Source organism: Pseudoalteromonas phenolica, from assembly GCF_044788725.1.
In the GTDB taxonomy this organism is placed as follows: Bacteria; Pseudomonadota; Gammaproteobacteria; order Enterobacterales; family Alteromonadaceae; genus Pseudoalteromonas; species Pseudoalteromonas phenolica_C.
The window spans coordinates 895240-911452 of the sequence record NZ_CP173161.1; the positions used below are offsets into that span (position 1 = coordinate 895240).

Genomic DNA, 16213 nt, shown 5'->3' on the forward strand with positions numbered 1-16213 from the left:
CTGCTTATACGTTAAGCAGCCTTTTCATTACTTTTGACTTTGGTTTAGCAAACACTTCTGCAGTTTTACCATATTCAACCATCTTGCCCTTGTTTAGTACCAACACGCTATCACTCATATGCCTAACTAGGCTCAAATGGTGCGTAATTAATACGTAGCTCAAACCTGTTTCTTTTTGCAGCGCCAACAATAAATTAACCGTTTGCGCCCTAACTGAAGGGTCAAGGGATGATAATGCCTCGTCTAGTACCAACACTTTTGGATCAAGTATAAGGGCTCTAGCAAGCGCGACACGCTGTAATTGACCGCCACTGAACATATGTGGGTAGTAATGGTAGTGCTCTTCAAGCAAGCCCACTCGATTGAGCACAATCGCAATTTTCTTATTACGCTGGTTACTGGTTAATTCAGTGTTATAGCTCAAGCAATCATCCAGAATATCGCCTATTGTCAGACCTGGATTAAGAGAGCGAGTTGGATCTTGAAAAATCATTCGAATGTGACGGCAATGATCTTGTCTAATGCCATCATCTTCTATTGTTACGCCGTCGAGTAAAATCTGCCCTGTTTCGGCTTGCTCTGCACCAGCTAACAATTTTGCCAAAGTGCTTTTTCCCGCGCCAGTTTCTCCGATAACGGCTATGGTTTCGCCTTTCCCTAAGCAAAATGAAATGTCTTTTAAAACAGGGACATTCTTTCGCCTAAGCAAACCGTCTCTTAATCTGAAGGTTTTATGCAAAGACTGAACTTTTAAGATGGGTTGCATTTCTTATCATCCTTAAGCAAAGGGAAGTGACAGGCATAGGTATGACCGTGAGACTTTTTTTGCTTTGGTGTTACAACACATTGCTTTTGAGCTTGGGGGCATCTAGGGCCCAGTCGACAGCCAATAGGTAAGTGTTGTAAAGGCGGGATTGTCCCTTTTAGTGCATAGAAGCTTTCTTTATGGGCTAAGCCTTGTGCATAGTCAGGCAGACTCTTTACGAGTGCTTGTGTGTAAGGGTGCAAAGGCGCGTTAAACACTTTGTCAGTGGGTCCCGCTTCGACCATCTGACCACAATATAAAACATGCATAGCATGAGACCAATCAGTGATTTCTTCGAGTTCATGAGAGATCATCAAAACAGACATATTTTTTAATTGGTTTAAACTTTTAAGCAACCTAAAAACTTGGGCTCGGGTAGTACTTTCGAGTGCTGTTGTTGGCTCATCTGCAATGAGTAATTTCGGGTTCCTTGCAATCGCCATAGCAATCATTACTTTCTGACAGATACCTTCAGAAAGTTCATGAGGGTAGCTGTCAGCAACGCGTTTATCGTCTCTGATCCCCACTTTGTGAAGCAGTGCTTTAACTCGCTTTTTTCTCAGTTGCCGGCGAACTAAAAAATTACCATTGAGTGATTCTTCTGGAATAGATTCAGATATCTGCTCGAAGATTTTGGCTGTGGGGTCGAGGCTTCGACTCGGCTCTTGATAAATCATCGCAATGTCTTGGCTAACCAATTTCCTGCGCTTCTCTGGCGGCAAGCGCATTAGATCGACCCCTTGCCAATGCATTCTATCTGCTGTGACACGCCAGCGTTTATTTAAAACCCCGACGATGGCTTTTGCGATTAAGCTTTTACCTGAGCCTGACTCACCAACCAAAGCGTGAACTTCGCCTTCTTTCAAGCTTAAATTGACCTTATCGACTGCACGTATAACGCCATTCTCAGTTGGTAGTTCGATAGTTAAGTTTTTGATATCTAATAAATGCATCAGTCGGCCTTTCTATCTTTGAGCACCTGCCGTAATCCATCACCTACTAGATTAGTAGATAACACAGCAATAAATAATAAAACGCCGGGTAGGCCAACAGTCCAAGGCGCAAGATAAATTAGACCAAGGTTTTCAGCGAGAATAGCACCCCATTCTGCAGTGGGAGGCTGAGCACCAAGTTTTAAGAAACCAAGCGCAGCTATATCTAAAATAGCTGTAGACAGCGCCATAGTGAATATAACCACTATATGTTCATATATGTTAGGAAAAACCCCACGTGTAAGAATTTTCCACTTATTGGCTCCGTCTAACCGAAAAGCACTGATGTAATCTTTATTTAACTCTTCTACCACTAAGTTTCGAATTGAGTGCACATATTGAGGTAACAGCGCAAGAATAATTGCCCACACAGTGTTTAACAAACCAGGACCTAAGATTGCAATAATGATGATTGCCAATAAAAGCGAGGGAATTGAAAGTGTAATATCGAGTAAATGATTGAAGAAACTAGAACGAAGTCCTCGGCTCATTCCTGCTAGAGAGCCTATAATCACGCCCAGAATAGTTGTGATTAAAGCGGCAATTATCGATAACCCGAATGTAAAAGTCGCCCCGTTCATGAGCCTAGATAAAATATCTCTACCTAAATCATCGGTGCCAAGAATAAACCGTACATCGCCAGCTTCATGCCAAGAAGGAGGCAGCAGTAGCGCATCTGCATGTTGTTGATTAATGCTATAAGGCGAAATAAGCGGTGCAAATAAGGCTAACAAAGTTAAAGCAATAAATATCCATAGGCCCACAAGTGCAGGGTGGTTAGCTTTGAACTTTTTCCATAACCGCGATAGAGGCGAGCGATTCGACTCTTCGCTAAAGAGCTTAAATTTTGCCATGTGCTTGATTCCTTGAAATAGGGTTCAATAAGGTATGGCTAAATTCAGCAAACATGTTGGCGAAAATAACAAATACAGACACAGCTAACAAACCACCTTGAATAGCAGGGTAATCTCTTTGATAAATACTTTCTATCAGCCAGCGGCCCACCCCAGGCCAAGAGAAAATAACTTCAGTGATCATGGCAAGTGTCAGCAAAGTACTAAACTGCAAACCTATCTGTTTAATAACAGGCAATAGCGCATTTCTTAGTGCGTGATGAAGAATAAGTTGTCGGCGGTTTAGGCCTTTAGCTCGAGCTGTTTTGATGTAGTTTTGGTCTAGTACATTAAGCATTGAATCTCGAGTGAAGCGGATTAAAACCGTTGTGGGATACATTGCCAAAACAACCGTTGGCAGCGCTAAATGTTTGAGAGCATCAATAAATGCCAAGCCGCCATAGGGGAAGCCTTGTACAATGATATCGACTAAAATGAAGTGACTATAAGGTTCAATCTCATAGAGTAAGCCAATTCGACCAGACATGGGGAATAAACCAAGTCCTAAGCAAAATACCATGATTAGCAACAAAGCGAGCCAGAAAATAGGGATAGAAAAGCCCATTAAAGTCAATGAGTTGATTATCTTGTCAGGCCAGCGTTTATGGAATACTGCGGCAATGACACCTGCAGGAATACCAAACATGACTGCGACAACTAGTGCATAAACGCACAATTCGATGGTGGCGGGGAAGAGCAGTAATATATGCTCAAAAACCGGCTGACCTGAAGAGAGAGAATAGCCCCAATCACCTTCAAATACGCGACCAAGAAAAGCCCCATATTGTACAATGATATTTTCATTTAGATGATATTTTTCAGCCAAACTTTGAGATTGTGCATAGCTGTTATTAATTTGGCCACTGAAATTGGCTAGCACATCACCTGGAAACAGGTAGTTCAAAGAAAAAGTAAACATGGTCAGCGTAAGCAGCATGAAAAGCAGTAGGCTTAAACGTCTAAATAAATACTCGCGCATTACTCTTTCCTTGCATCAGATAAAGATATGCCACCAAATGGCTTTAAATCTATGCCCTTGACTTCTTTACTAGAGGCCTGAAAGCGCATGCCGTGTGCTATAGGCACAAGAGGAAGTTGGTCAATGATCATGGCTTGAGCTTGGGCGTAGAACGCTTTTCTTTCGTCAATATCTGTTGTGTCGAGTGCCTTAGTTAGCAGTAAATCAAATTCTGGATTACACCAATTAGCCGGATTTTTATCGCTGAAAGTCGCTGTACAACTTAATAGTGGACTAAAAAAGTTATCAGGATCGGGCGTATCAGCAACCCAACCTAGCAATACACTGTCGTGTTCATGTTTGCCTATGCGCTCAATAAATGTGTTCCACTCGTACTCTACGATTGTAACGGTTACACCAATTTGTTTTAGGTCGCTTTGTATGAGCTCAGCCATTTTGCGCGCATTGGGATTATAGATCCGCGATACAGGCATTGCCCAAATCGTCATTTCAAAGCCTTCTTCGTAGCCAGCCATATCAAGGTATTTTTTTGCTTGAGATGGGTTGTACTTTGGCATATTTTCTTGCTCAGAAAACGCCCAAGAAGCTGGGGGAAGGTATGATCTTGCAATTTGCCCATTGCCATAGAAAACGGCTTGTAAGATCTTATTAAAGTCGACAGAGTGAGCCAATGCTTTACGCACTAACGAATTATCAAACGGCTCTTTCTCAGTATTAAACGCCCAATAACCAATATTTAAGTTAGCAGCTCTTTCTACTTTTATATCATCACGTTTACTTAATACGGCGAGTTGAGAAGCACTAGGGTGTGCAGTGACATCGCACTCTTTGGTCAGCATTTTGGCAATTCGACTGGTATTGTTGGTGGTGATATCAAACACCAATTGCGACATGGCAACGGGGTGCTTCCAGTAGTTTTCATTTTTGTGATAACGAACCAAATTATCACGTAAATATTGTTTATATTTGTAAGGACCTGTGCCTATTGGTTTGATATCAAACTGAGACTTTTTATCTACTGCAGCAAGTTTATCCGCATACTCTTTAGAAGTGATCACCGCAAAGTCGGTTGCAAGATTTGATAAAAAGCTGCTCTCAGCATTGAAAAGCTTAAATTGAACTGTGTAATCATCTATTTTGATGATGTCTTGAATGAGCTGATCAACACCGACACTTTGAAAATAAGGATAGGTTGCATCACCAACAAAATGGTAAGGATTATAAACATTAAAGAGACGATCAAATGAAAAAACTACATCGTCAGCAGTCATTTCTCTACTGGGTTTAAAATAATCGGTGTGATGAAATTGCACCCCTTTTCGCAAATAAAACGTAACCGTGGTGCCATCATCCGAGACAGCCCAAGATTCTGCCAGTTCAGGTTTAAACTCAGCAGTATCTGGATCAATACTAATTAAGCGGTCATATAACTGGTTGGCGATGAGATCTATTGTCGAGCCCGTGGTGGTGACTTGCGGGTTAAACGACATAGGATTTGCTTCAGCGCAATAGACTAACCCTTGGTTTTTTTCATTCACTTGCACATGCTGCTCGTCAACGCAGCCAATTAAGAAAGTGCAGAGTGTGCCCAACACCAGTTTTTGCACAATTTATGCCTCTTGTTTCTGATCTAACAGATTGTATTTTTTCAAATAACCTCTAAGTTGATGATACGTTAAACTGAGCATTTGTGCAGTTTTCTTTTGGTTAAATTGACTATGTTCGAGTGCTTTTTTTAATAGTTCGATTTCATATTCATTTGACAGTGTTTTTAAGTCACACGGGAATGAAAATTGGTGTTCTGTCAGAGGGACTTGTTCAACGGTAGTTTGCACTTCTGTTACGACTGGCGTTACCGCTTCTGGGGCTCTTTCAACACAACTTGGAGCTTTAATACGTTGTGCTGGGCGGTAAGGGCTTTCAAATGGGTCGAAAATGATCTCATGAACAGGCAGTTGCTCGCTACCATGGCGGTATAAACTACGTTCAACCACATTTTTTAATTCACGTATATTACCCGGCCAGTCGTAATCAAGCAGCTTATCCATGGCTTTTTTTGTAAAGCCACTAAACAGCGACCACTCAAGATCTCGGGCCATGTTTATGGCAAATTGCTCAGCCAATAGGACGATGTCTTCTCTTCTTGCACGAAGAGGTGGTAATGTGATTACATCGAATGCGAGGCGGTCTAATAAATCGTGACGAAATTCACCATTGTCGGCTAAAGTGGGTAAATCTTCATTGGTTGCACATACCAAGCGTGTATCTACTTTTACGGTACTTTTACCACCGACGCGTTCGAATTCACCATATTCGATAACACGAAGAAGCTTTTCTTGTACCATGGCAGAGGTGTTGGCTAGCTCATCTAAGAAAAGAGTACCGCCATTGGCGCGCTCGAACCGACCTTCATGACGTTTACTCGCACCGGTAAATGCACCACTTTCATGACCAAATAGTTCACTTTCAAGTAAATTTTCATTTAAGGCGGCACAATTGAGCTTAACGTAGTTTTGGTCCCAACGTTCCGATAAGTAATGAAGGCGGGCTGCAATAAGTTCTTTACCTGTTCCTCGTTCACCGATGATTAGTACGGGTTTGTCTAATGGAGCAAGTTGCGAAACCTTGTCTAGCACAGCTAAAAAGCTGTCGGATTGGCCAAGTAAATTATCCTGTTGGCGAAACTGACTCATATTGCCTAACTCTTAGTTATTTTTGCTAACTATTAGTGTATTTTAAAAAAAGCTTGAACAAAAGGAGTTTTTGAAATTTAATAAGTTGTTGATTATTAGTGTTTTTATTTATTTTAAAAGTTGGCAAGCAACTTGATACTACTTACTCAGTTAAATAAATAGAGTAACCGAAGAGGTAAAGATTATGGGAATTTTCTCACGTTTTGCAGACATTGTTAATTCAAATATCAATGCCATCCTTGATAAAGCAGAAGATCCAGAAAAAATGGTTCGCCTCATCATTCAAGAAATGGAAGACACATTAGTAGAGGTTCGCTCTACTTCAGCTAAAACATTAGCTGAGAAGAAAGAATTAGCACGCCGTGTTGAGCAACTAAATCAAGAAGCGCAGCAATGGCAAGAAAAAGCTGAGCTGGCACTGGTTAAAGATCGTGAAGACCTAGCACGTGCAGCACTGCTTGAAAGACAAAAGTCTTCAGATGCAGCAGCAAGTGTTGAAAAAGAGCTTGAGCATGTAGAGTCTCATATTGAGAAATTACAGCAAGAAGTTGCAACGCTACAAGATAAGCTAGCTGATGCGAAAGCAAGACAAAAAGCCATTGTGCTGCGTCAGCGCTCAGCTGAGTCTCGCTTAGAGGTGAAAAAGGCACTAGATAGCTCAAAAGTGGAAGATGCATTAAATCGCTTCGAGCGCTATGAAAGTAAAATCGATGGGCTAGAATCACAAGTAGAAGCTTATGATTTAGGCAAAAAATCACTATCGGATGAAATTGCTGATTTACAAAAAAATGAGCAAGTAGACGATGAACTAGCGGCTCTAAAGAAAAAGCTAGCAAACAAAGAATAATATGAATTAAGTGCCTGCACTGACAGGCACTGCTACTACAGGTTGAGATATAGGAGTATTGATGATGGACTTAGAGATTCTAGTTGCCCCAATTATTATTTTTATGGTGATTGTTGCCCCACTTTGGCTGATTCTTCACTATCGAAGCAAGAAGCAAGTAAGTCAGGGCTTGAGTGAGCATGAACATCGCCAATTAATTGAACTTGCTAATAAAGCTGAAAAAATGGCAGAACGCGTTGAAACCCTAGAGGCTTTATTAGATCAGGAGTCACCACAGTGGAGACGTAAGATATGAGCAATTTAAAAAGAGAGTTATATCGCGACCCGAAACGTGGAAAAATAGCAGGTGTATGCGCAGGTCTTAGTGACTATTTTAATATGGAGTTGTGGTTAGTTCGCATCTTGTTTATCACAGCCGTATTATTATCTGGTGGTCCTTTATTTGTCGTTGTTTATATAGCCTGTTGGTTTATTCTTGATAAGAAAGAGCCTACATTTAACCCAAGTGCGAATAAAACTGACGAAATAGATCCTATTTCAGTAAAGTTTAAAGTATGGCAAAAAGGTGAGCCGCCTCGTCAGGCGCTATTTGATTTAAAAGATCGTTTAACCCGTTTAGACAACCGTATCCAAAGTATGGAAACCTATGTGACATCAAGTGAGTTTACTGTGTCACGTGAGATAAATAAGTTGTAATACCAATTGTATTGAAGTTTTGTTCGCTTCTAGCGGCAAATAAAAGTTAAAGGACTATCTAGTTCGTTAGAATGGACACTTAATCAATAAAATTGGTATATCCATCATCTTCAAGCGAGTGCGGCGAAACTTAATGTAGGCCGCACGCTTTCTCTAACAGGGAGTGACACTGTTATAATGAGTCCGAATTTATTCAGCCACGCGAATCTTGATAAACTCAAACAAAAAGCCCAAAAGACCCTTCATCGTAGCCTAGATCAGCATGTAAAGCTGGCCGTTACAGGCTTAAGTGGCAGCGGCAAGACGGCATTTATAACAGCGCTTGTAAAACATTTAACCACACAAACCAACAAACAGAATTTACCTTTTTTTGATGTCGTGAAGGATGACCGTCTGATCGCAGCCAAACAAGTGCCACAATCAGCATTAGACATTCCCACTTTTGATTACCCTAGTGCGGTTAACTGTTTACTCAATGCAGAGCCTAGTTGGCCTGCGTCTACAAAACGCATTAATACCTTAACCATTGCAATTCGATACGAGACTAAGCATGGCTTAAAGCAGCATGTGTCGCCACAAAGTACCCTTTACTTAGAACTGATAGATTATCCAGGGGAGTGGTTAATTGATTTACCTATGCTTGAGCAAGATTATGCAAGTTGGAGTGAATCAATGCTCAGCTTGCTAGAAAAGCCAGAGTACAGCGAATATGCTCAGCCATTTCTAACTGAACTTGAACAGTTCAATAGTGAAGAAAATATTGATGAGCAAGTGCTTAAGCAACTATCTAATCGTTATACGCAAGCGTTGAAGCAGTTAAAAGGGCAGACGCAGCTCGCTTATCTGCAACCAGGAAGACAATTGATCCCTGGCGATTTAGAAGATGCCCCAATATTATTGTTCTTCCCATGCCGTGAGAGTATCGACAAAGAAAATAGTCAATATAGTCATTTAGCCAGCCGCTTTGAGGCTTATAAAAAGCAGGTTATCACGCCTTTTTATAAAAACTATTTTTGTGAATTTGACCGTCAGTTGGTACTCGTTGATGTGATGGGTGCCCTAAATGATGGCCCTCAGTCTTTGCTTGAGCAAAAACATACGCTGCAAGCGGTCTTGCAATCATTCAATTACGGCCGCTCGAATCTAATTAAGCGTTTGTTCTCGCCAAAAATTGATAAAGTACTTTTCGCTGCGAATAAGTGCGATCATGTAAACGGCACTCAGCAACTGGCCATAGCGCAGTTATTGCATGATTTGGTAGGTGAGCAAGCCAACGATATGCGTTTTAATGGCGTGCAGATTGAAACAATGGCGATGTCATCGGTACAAAGCACTTTGGCGAAGCGTATAAAAGAAGGCGATAAAGCCTTAGATTGCATCTATGGCAAGCCACTCAATGAAGATGAATGGCTTACTTACTTGCCGCCAGAACCGCCAAACCACTTTATTACTCAAAGTCAGTGGCCAACTCATGGCTTCGAGTTTATTTCATTTGCGCCATTACCAAGTACCAAAGGCGAGTTAACTCATACCCGTTTAGATCATGCTCTACAGTTTTTAATTGGAGATAAATTGCAATGACAGACAATCAATCAGCTCAATTAAAACCGGGTAGACGAATTAATGTCGGTGATGTCGGCGAAACCCAAAAAGAGTTAGAAACAGGCAAGCGCTTTGAAATAGTCGAAGAGCTAGACGTTATTGATGAAAGCAGTGAGTTTGAACAAGAGTTAGAACCCGTATTTAAACCTAAAACCAGTCGCTTCAATTTCAAAGGCATTTTCGTCATTAGCTTATTGTTATTAATCGCGGTTGAAACGGGTTATACCATCATTGAGGCAATGCAAGAGTCTATATTGCTAGCAGGGCTTTATGGCTTTGTGCTGACTACTGCTTTATTAGTGCTGAGCAAATTCTTATTCAAGGAAGCGGTTTCATTAAAAGCGCTAAAACAGCAAAACCTGCGCCAAAATGATGCGCTTCGGTTAATGAGTAGCACACAAATTGGTGAAGCAGAAACCTGGCTACAACCCTTACTAAAACAACATACCGATGCAGAAGTCAAAGAATTTAAAGCTTGCCTAAAACCGCACCATACTGACAAAGAAGTTTTACAGTTATATCAAACAACCTTACTGGTCAGTAAAGATGAGCAGGCAAAAGCAATCATTAACCAACATGCAAAAACGTCAGCGCTTTTGGTGTCTCTCAGTCCGATGGCATTACTTGATATGCTTTCGGTACTGTGGCGTGGTATTAGCTTGATTGAAAAGATAAGCCAACACTATGGTATCAAACTGGCGTATCGCAGTCGCATTATGTTGTACAAACAATTGGTTAAACAAATGCTATTTGCTGGTGCGTCCGAATTGGTATCTGATTTAGCGGCGACCAGCTTGGGCGCTGAGCTGTTAGGTAAGTTGTCAGCGCGAGCTGCACAAGGCCTCAGTGCTGGCGTGTTTACTGCTCGCTTAGGCTACAAAACCATGGAATTATGTCGACCGCTGCCAAAGCTTGAGCAAAAGCAATCGCTGTTAGGGAAATCAGCACAGGGCATTTTAAAAGCTTTATTAGAGCGTACAAAACCGTCTAAAAATGATTAAACTGACAACTTAAATGTACGATTTTTAGAGGGTTTTGCTCATCTAGCCGTCTTAACATCTGGCTTGCTTGTGGAATTTTACTTGCTGGATTATTTATTAGTCTATTGATAATAATAAATTCATAGGCAATAAAATGACGAAGTATCATGACAACACCAATTGCATCCATAGCCCTGTCCATTTTGACGACCCACATGGCGCGTTAACCGCGCCACTATACCAAACATCTACTTTTCAATTTAAAGACGCGGCTCAAGGTGCGGCGCGCTTTGCAGGTGAAGAAGCGGGTTACATTTATACGCGCCTTGGCAACCCAACTACCCGCGAGCTTGAACAAAAGCTCGCGCAGCTTGAAGAGATGGAAGATGCTGCAGCAACTGCAACAGGCATGGGGGCGGTATCTGCTTCTGTACTGAGCTTTTTAGAGCAAGGCGATCATTTAATTGCATCTAGCGCATTATATGGTTGTAGTTTTGCGCTGTTTTCTCACATGCTGCCTAAGTGGGGCATTGAAGTGTCATTTGTGGATATGACCAACGAAGCAGAGCTTTATGCAGCTGTGAAACCAAATACTAAAATGGTGTTTGCTGAAACACCGATCAACCCAAATATGACGGTGATTGATTTAGCGATGCTGGGTCAGTTTGCTAAAAAGCATGATTTGATCAGCGTGGTGGATAACACTTTTATGACGCCGCTACTGCAAAAGCCAAAACATTTTGGCGTAGATATCGTGATCCACAGTGCAACTAAATACCTTAATGGCCATGGTGATGTCGTCGCAGGTGCAGTATGTGGTTCGCAAGAACACATAGAGCTGATAAAGCTTACTGTATTAAAAGACATTGGTGCGACCATCAGTCCGCATGATGCTTGGTTGATTAACCGAGGCTTAAAAACACTGGCTGTGCGTGTTGAAAGGCACTGCCAAAGTGCACAAAAAGTCGCTGAGTTCTTAGATGCGCATTCTAAAGTTAGTGAAGTGTATTACCCTGGTTTACCTTCTCACCCGGGTTACAAATTCTTGGGTGAGCAGATGAAAGGGGCTGGTGGCGTTATTGCCTTTGAGATCGATGGCACCCTAGAGCAAGGTGAACGTTTTATTAACGCGACGGAGCTGTGTACGTTAGCGGTGAGTCTGGGTGATCCTGAGACCCTAATTCAGCATCCAGCCTCAATGACACACTCGCCGTATACCAAAGAAGAGCGTGAAGCTGCGGGCATTTCAGATGGTTTGATCCGAATTTCTGTTGGTTTAGAAGATGTTAACGACATCATTGCTGACCTAGAGCAGGCATTTAAGCAAATTTAGTGTAATTATAAATATACAAAAGGGGCTTTTATGCCCCTTTTTTTGTATGCGCTGTTTTGTTTGGTGTACGGCGGTGTAAATAAAAGGTTCCAAAAAAACGAGTTTTCAGGATTCCTTGAAACATCTCATCTATTAATCTTTTGCTTACTTTTCCCTAGTATCAAGTCAACAAGTTGAAGCGCTCAAGCTGGGGCAAGAGCGAACTAACAGCGAAGGTTATTATGGCTAAAGCAAGTAAATATGTATCAAAGCAACCTGATGCAAATGGCATCATCGCTTGGACCGAAGAAGAAAATAAAATATGGTCTGAGTTGGTTTCACGTCAATTAAAGTGCATAGAAGGCAAAGCATGTAACGAGTACATGGAAGGCCTTGAGAAAATTAACTTACCACACGACCGTATTCCTCAGCTTCATGAGTTAAACGAAGCGCTAGGTCGTGAAACAGGTTGGCAAGTAGAGCCTGTACCTGCACTGATTGATTTTGATGAATTCTTCAGACTATTGGCGAACAAAAAGTTCCCGGTAGCCACCTTTATTCGCTCTCGTGAAGAGTTTGATTATCTGCAAGAACCAGATATCTTCCATGAGATTTTTGGTCACTGTGCCATGCTGACGAATCCTGCATTTGCTGAGTTTACACACAAGTATGGTCAGCTAGGTTATGCCGCTGAGAAGAAAGATCGTGTATATCTAGCGCGCTTGTATTGGTTTACGGTTGAGTTTGGTTTAATGCAAACTGAAGACGGTCTACGCATTTATGGCGGTGGTATTCTTTCAAGCCCGGGTGAAACACAATATGTTTACTCTGGTACGCCAGAAATCAACAAATTAGAAGTGCTAGACGTTCTACGTACGCCATATCGCATTGATATTATGCAGCCGTTGTACTACACAATTAATTCAATTAATGACTTATTCGATATCTCACAAATGGATATCATGGCGTTGGTACAAGAAGCAAAAGAATTAGGCTTATTCGAGCCAAAGTTTCCCCCTAAAGAAAAATTAGCAAGTTAAGGATTTTGTAATGTCTGATTTAAGTGCACAAAAATGTGAAGCGTGTCGTGCGGATGCGCCTAAAGTGTCAGATGAAGAGTTAGCGGTATTAATTAAGCAGATCCCTGATTGGGTTCCTGAAGTGCGTGATGGCATCATGCAACTTGAGCGTGTATTCAAGTTCAAAAACTTCAAGCAGGCATTAGAGTTCACTAACAAAGTGGGCGACATGGCTGAAGAAGAAGGTCATCACCCTGGTCTTCTAACAGAGTGGGGCAAAGTGACAATCACTTGGTGGAGCCACTCTATCAAAGGTCTGCACAAGAACGATTTTGTATGCGCAGCGAAGACAGACGACGTTTTCAACGCACTATAAGACTTCAACATATCATTTAACCAAAGCGCCTTTTATGGGCGCTTTTTTTATGGCTGAAACTTAAACTCTGGCACTTAGCGCGCCATTGCTCTATCATAACTGTTAATTTATACAGTATATAAATATAACAATGAAACTCTATATCGCTGAAAAACCGTCATTAGGCAGAGCCATTGCCAATGCGCTTCCAAAACCTCATAAGAATAACGATGGCTTTATTGAAGCGGCGAACGGCGATATTGTCACTTGGTGTATAGGCCATTTATTAGAGCAGGCTGAGCCTGAGGCGTACGACCCTAAATTTAAAAAATGGGCGATTGCCGACTTACCAATCGTGCCTGAACAATGGCAGCTAGTAGCAAAAAGTAAAACCAAAAAACAGTTTAATACCGTTAAAAAGTTAATTAAATCGGCTAAAACCATTGTCAACGCGGGCGATCCAGACCGAGAAGGGCAGCTTTTAATAGACGAAATGATTAATTTTTGCGGCGCCACTAAAGCACAAAAAGAGCAAACTCTTCGTTGTCTGATAAGCGATTTAAACCCATCAGCAGTCAAACAGGCCATCAATAACCTCAAATCTAACCTCGATTTTTTATCGCTGTCTGTTTCAGCGCTGTCTCGTGCTCGTGCCGATTGGCTTTACGGTATTAATATGACACGCATGAGTACCATCAAAGGGCAGCAAGCGGGTTATCAAGGCGTGTTATCCATTGGTCGAGTGCAGACGCCGGTATTGGGTTTGGTTGTATACCGTGATTGGGAAATTGCGAACTTTGTTTCAAAACCATTTTATGAAGTCGAAGCGCAGTTAAACACCCAAACCGGTGGGAGTTATGTGGGCAAATGGCAACCAAGTGATGCCTGCCAACCTTATATGGATGAAGAAGGTCGCGTGCTGGTCAAAGGCTTAGCTGAAAATGTGGCGAGCAGAGTTAAAAACCAACCGGGTGAAGTGAGCAAAGATAAAAGTACCCAAAGTAAAAAGTCGCGCCCTTTACCGCATAGTTTATCTACACTACAAATAGAAGCGGCAAAAGTATTTGGCATGAACGCCCAGCTGGTACTTGATACCTGTCAGAGTTTGTATGAGAGGCATAAGCTGATCACTTATCCCAGATCAGATTGCCGTTACTTACCAAAAGATCATTACAAAGAGCGCAGCTCAGTAGTGGGCGCCATTGATGCCATTAGCGATAAACTAAGTGCTTTGACAGGCAAAGCGAATCTAGAGATAAAGTCATCTGCATGGAACGACAGCAAAGTCGGAGCGCACCATGCGATTATTCCGACCTCAAAAAAGTCGAGCGGCGCGCTGAATCAAAATGAGCAAAATGTGTATTACCTGATCGCAAGGCACTACTTAGCGCAATTTTTTGAGCCAAGCGTTTACGCTGAGCGAGAGATCCATACGCTTATTCAAGGTGGGCTATTTACCTCTAAATTTAAAAGCCTGATTGATAAAGGCTGGGAAGTTTTATTCAACAAGCAAGAAAAAGGAGAGGCTGAGCTTACTCAGTTGCCAATGCTGCAAAAAGGTGAGCAAGTGCAGTGCGTTGATGCACAGGTTATAGAAAAGCATACGTCGCCGCCAAAGCACTTCACCGATGCAACATTACTCGCAGCCATGACAGGAATAGCTCGGTATGTGACCGACCCAGAAATTAAAAAGATATTGAAAGAGACCGACGGCATCGGCACAGAAGCGACCCGTGCAGGGATCATTGAGCTACTCTTTAAAAGACAATATTTACAACGTAAAGGCAAAGCCATTCACTCTACCGAAATTGGGCAAAGCGTGATAAAAGCATTACCAGAGAGTGTCGGGCGCCCTGATATGACCGCTGTTTGGGAGCAATCTCTTGAGCAGATTTATCAAAAGTCTCAATCGTATAATCAGTTTATGGGCTCAGTTGAGGTGCATTTAAATCGCTTATTACAAGACACACAAATTGCGAGTTTTCAAGGGTTAGCAGGTAAGGGCAAAGCCAGTTTTAAGCGTTTTAAAAAGGGCAAGCGCAGTGCGGGTAAAGGTAAAAGCGGTGCTAAATCTCCTCGCGCTAAAAGCAAGGCTTGAAAAAGCGATAAGAGTCGCAATATAGTGAATAATACATAGATTTAAGAAGTGAATTATGGACAACCAAATTCAATTAACACCTGAAAATATCCAGCAGGTTCTGGCTGAGCAAAGTGCCGATAAACTGGTTCTAATGACGTTCTTTAGTGCGCAGCAACCTGAGTGCATTGAACAAGCGAATATTTTGTCTGCGCTAGCGCAAAGCTACAAAGAGCACTTACTCATTGCAACAGTAGACTGTGATACACAACAAGCGCTAGCCTCTCAATTAGCACAGCAAGTAGGCCTACAAGCGTTACCAACGATTGTGTTATTGAAAAATGGCGCGCCAGTTGGCGTATTACCAGGTCCTAAAAGCGATGCTGAAATTAAAGAGGCATTGGCTGAGCATTTACCAAGCCCGGAAGTATTATTACTTGAGCAAGCAAAACAAGCGCTAGCAAATGACGATCAAAATGCGGCGTTTAACTATGCCAAGCAAGCCTATGCGATTGACCCAGAAAATACCCGTGTGAAACTGGTACTTGCTGATATCTGCATTCAAATTCAAAAGTTTGAAGATGGTCAGGCGTTACTTGATAGTGTTGCTGAGTCTGAGCGTGACCCGTATTACCAAAACCTGCAAGCTAAGTTGAATGCGGCACAAAGTGCACAGGAATCTCCAGAGATCATTGCTCTGACCGAGCAATTAGATGCTGACCCTGAAAATAAAGATTTAAAAGCACAACTCGCAGCGCTACTGGCTGAAGCTGGTAAAAAAGAGCAAGCGCTAGAGCTATTATTATCTGTGCTAAGAAAAGACTTAAATTTTGGTACTGCGAAAAAAGACTTCTTAGATTTGATTGCGAGCCTACCAGATGGTGATGCTTTGGCTGGCACATATCGTAGAAAGTTATACAGCTTATTATATTGATAGTAAGTATGTTTTAAGCATAAAAATGG

General features: G+C 41.9%; 16 protein-coding genes. 10 read left to right on the forward strand and 6 right to left on the reverse strand.

Annotated features, from left to right (window positions below; all coding sequences use genetic code 11):
- Positions 1-4: 4 nt before the first annotated feature.
- The 6 genes from ACH784_RS04245 to pspF are packed head-to-tail and all read right to left on the reverse strand — an operon-like array spanning position 5 to position 6362.
- Complete coding sequence (locus ACH784_RS04245; protein WP_404393765.1) at positions 5-766, reverse strand: ATP-binding cassette domain-containing protein; 762 nt, start codon at positions 764-766, stop codon at positions 5-7.
- On the reverse strand, positions 751-1758 hold the full coding sequence (locus ACH784_RS04250; RefSeq protein WP_404393766.1) for an oligopeptide/dipeptide ABC transporter ATP-binding protein: 1008 nt from the start codon (positions 1756-1758) through the stop codon (positions 751-753). Before ACH784_RS04250 ends, ACH784_RS04245 begins: the two co-directional genes overlap by 16 nt.
- Positions 1758-2651, reverse strand: a complete 894-nt coding sequence (locus ACH784_RS04255; RefSeq protein ID WP_404393767.1) for an ABC transporter permease subunit — start codon at positions 2649-2651, stop codon at positions 1758-1760. Before ACH784_RS04255 ends, ACH784_RS04250 begins: the two co-directional genes overlap by 1 nt.
- Positions 2638-3669 carry an ABC transporter permease gene (locus tag ACH784_RS04260; RefSeq protein WP_404393768.1) on the reverse strand — a complete coding sequence of 344 codons (1032 nt, stop codon included), beginning with the start codon at positions 3667-3669 and terminating at the stop codon, positions 2638-2640. The genes ACH784_RS04255 and ACH784_RS04260 overlap by 14 nt, the downstream gene beginning before the upstream one ends.
- Positions 3669-5276 carry an ABC transporter substrate-binding protein gene (locus ACH784_RS04265; protein WP_404393769.1) on the reverse strand — a complete coding sequence of 536 codons (1608 nt, stop codon included), beginning with the start codon at positions 5274-5276 and terminating at the stop codon, positions 3669-3671. The genes ACH784_RS04260 and ACH784_RS04265 overlap by 1 nt, the downstream gene beginning before the upstream one ends.
- A gap of 3 nt (positions 5277-5279) precedes the next feature.
- Positions 5280-6362 carry a phage shock protein operon transcriptional activator gene (gene pspF / locus ACH784_RS04270; protein ID WP_404393770.1) on the reverse strand — a complete coding sequence of 361 codons (1083 nt, stop codon included), beginning with the start codon at positions 6360-6362 and terminating at the stop codon, positions 5280-5282.
- 184 nt (positions 6363-6546) lie between these two features.
- On the opposite strand from pspF, the gene pspA reads away from it, so the two are divergent.
- From pspA to ACH784_RS04320, 10 genes are all read left to right on the forward strand, one after another.
- Positions 6547-7209, forward strand: a complete 663-nt coding sequence (pspA, locus tag ACH784_RS04275) for a phage shock protein PspA (protein WP_349285637.1) — start codon at positions 6547-6549, stop codon at positions 7207-7209.
- A 61-nt stretch (positions 7210-7270) separates the two neighbouring features.
- Positions 7271-7504 carry an envelope stress response membrane protein PspB gene (gene pspB / locus ACH784_RS04280; protein WP_130255293.1) on the forward strand — a complete coding sequence of 78 codons (234 nt, stop codon included), beginning with the start codon at positions 7271-7273 and terminating at the stop codon, positions 7502-7504.
- Positions 7501-7905 carry an envelope stress response membrane protein PspC gene (pspC, locus tag ACH784_RS04285; protein ID WP_404393771.1) on the forward strand — a complete coding sequence of 135 codons (405 nt, stop codon included), beginning with the start codon at positions 7501-7503 and terminating at the stop codon, positions 7903-7905. Before pspB ends, pspC begins: the two co-directional genes overlap by 4 nt.
- A 177-nt stretch (positions 7906-8082) precedes the next feature.
- Positions 8083-9486 carry a YcjX family protein gene (locus ACH784_RS04290; protein ID WP_404393772.1) on the forward strand — a complete coding sequence of 468 codons (1404 nt, stop codon included), beginning with the start codon at positions 8083-8085 and terminating at the stop codon, positions 9484-9486.
- The gene (locus ACH784_RS04295; RefSeq protein ID WP_404393773.1) at positions 9483-10508 is read left to right on the forward strand and encodes a TIGR01620 family protein; all 1026 of its coding nucleotides are present in this window, start codon (positions 9483-9485) and stop codon (positions 10506-10508) included. The genes ACH784_RS04290 and ACH784_RS04295 overlap by 4 nt, the downstream gene beginning before the upstream one ends.
- Before the next feature lie 133 nt (positions 10509-10641).
- Complete coding sequence (gene megL, locus ACH784_RS04300; RefSeq protein ID WP_404393774.1) at positions 10642-11820, forward strand: methionine gamma-lyase; 1179 nt, start codon at positions 10642-10644, stop codon at positions 11818-11820.
- 221 nt (positions 11821-12041) lie between these two features.
- Complete coding sequence (phhA, locus tag ACH784_RS04305; RefSeq protein ID WP_404393775.1) at positions 12042-12839, forward strand: phenylalanine 4-monooxygenase; 798 nt, start codon at positions 12042-12044, stop codon at positions 12837-12839.
- A 10-nt stretch (positions 12840-12849) separates the two neighbouring features.
- A complete protein-coding gene (locus ACH784_RS04310; protein ID WP_130255287.1) occupies positions 12850-13194 on the forward strand; it encodes a 4a-hydroxytetrahydrobiopterin dehydratase in 345 nt (114 codons plus the stop codon).
- Positions 13195-13324: 130 nt separating this feature from the next.
- Positions 13325-15271 carry a DNA topoisomerase III gene (locus tag ACH784_RS04315; protein WP_404393776.1) on the forward strand — a complete coding sequence of 649 codons (1947 nt, stop codon included), beginning with the start codon at positions 13325-13327 and terminating at the stop codon, positions 15269-15271.
- 55 nt (positions 15272-15326) lie between these two features.
- Positions 15327-16184: a tetratricopeptide repeat protein gene (locus ACH784_RS04320; protein ID WP_404393777.1), complete on the forward strand. Its 858-nt coding sequence runs from the start codon at positions 15327-15329 to the stop codon at positions 16182-16184.
- The last annotated feature ends 29 nt before the right edge of the window (positions 16185-16213 follow it).

Coding starts and splice junctions, on each gene's coding strand:
- ACH784_RS04245 (WP_404393765.1), bottom strand. CDS start 766: ATGCAACCCATCTTAAAAGTTCAGTCTTTGCATAAAACCTTCAGATTA.
- ACH784_RS04250 (WP_404393766.1), bottom strand. CDS start 1,758: ATGCATTTATTAGATATCAAAAACTTAACTATCGAACTACCAACTGAG.
- ACH784_RS04255 (WP_404393767.1), bottom strand. CDS start 2,651: ATGGCAAAATTTAAGCTCTTTAGCGAAGAGTCGAATCGCTCGCCTCTA.
- ACH784_RS04260 (WP_404393768.1), bottom strand. CDS start 3,669: ATGCGCGAGTATTTATTTAGACGTTTAAGCCTACTGCTTTTCATGCTG.
- pspF (WP_404393770.1), bottom strand. CDS start 6,362: ATGAGTCAGTTTCGCCAACAGGATAATTTACTTGGCCAATCCGACAGC.
- pspA (WP_349285637.1), top strand. CDS start 6,547: ATGGGAATTTTCTCACGTTTTGCAGACATTGTTAATTCAAATATCAAT.
- pspB (WP_130255293.1), top strand. CDS start 7,271: ATGATGGACTTAGAGATTCTAGTTGCCCCAATTATTATTTTTATGGTG.
- pspC (WP_404393771.1), top strand. CDS start 7,501: ATGAGCAATTTAAAAAGAGAGTTATATCGCGACCCGAAACGTGGAAAA.
- ACH784_RS04290 (WP_404393772.1), top strand. CDS start 8,083: ATGAGTCCGAATTTATTCAGCCACGCGAATCTTGATAAACTCAAACAA.
- ACH784_RS04295 (WP_404393773.1), top strand. CDS start 9,483: ATGACAGACAATCAATCAGCTCAATTAAAACCGGGTAGACGAATTAAT.
- megL (WP_404393774.1), top strand. CDS start 10,642: ATGACGAAGTATCATGACAACACCAATTGCATCCATAGCCCTGTCCAT.
- phhA (WP_404393775.1), top strand. CDS start 12,042: ATGGCTAAAGCAAGTAAATATGTATCAAAGCAACCTGATGCAAATGGC.
- ACH784_RS04310 (WP_130255287.1), top strand. CDS start 12,850: ATGTCTGATTTAAGTGCACAAAAATGTGAAGCGTGTCGTGCGGATGCG.
- ACH784_RS04315 (WP_404393776.1), top strand. CDS start 13,325: ATGAAACTCTATATCGCTGAAAAACCGTCATTAGGCAGAGCCATTGCC.
- ACH784_RS04320 (WP_404393777.1), top strand. CDS start 15,327: ATGGACAACCAAATTCAATTAACACCTGAAAATATCCAGCAGGTTCTG.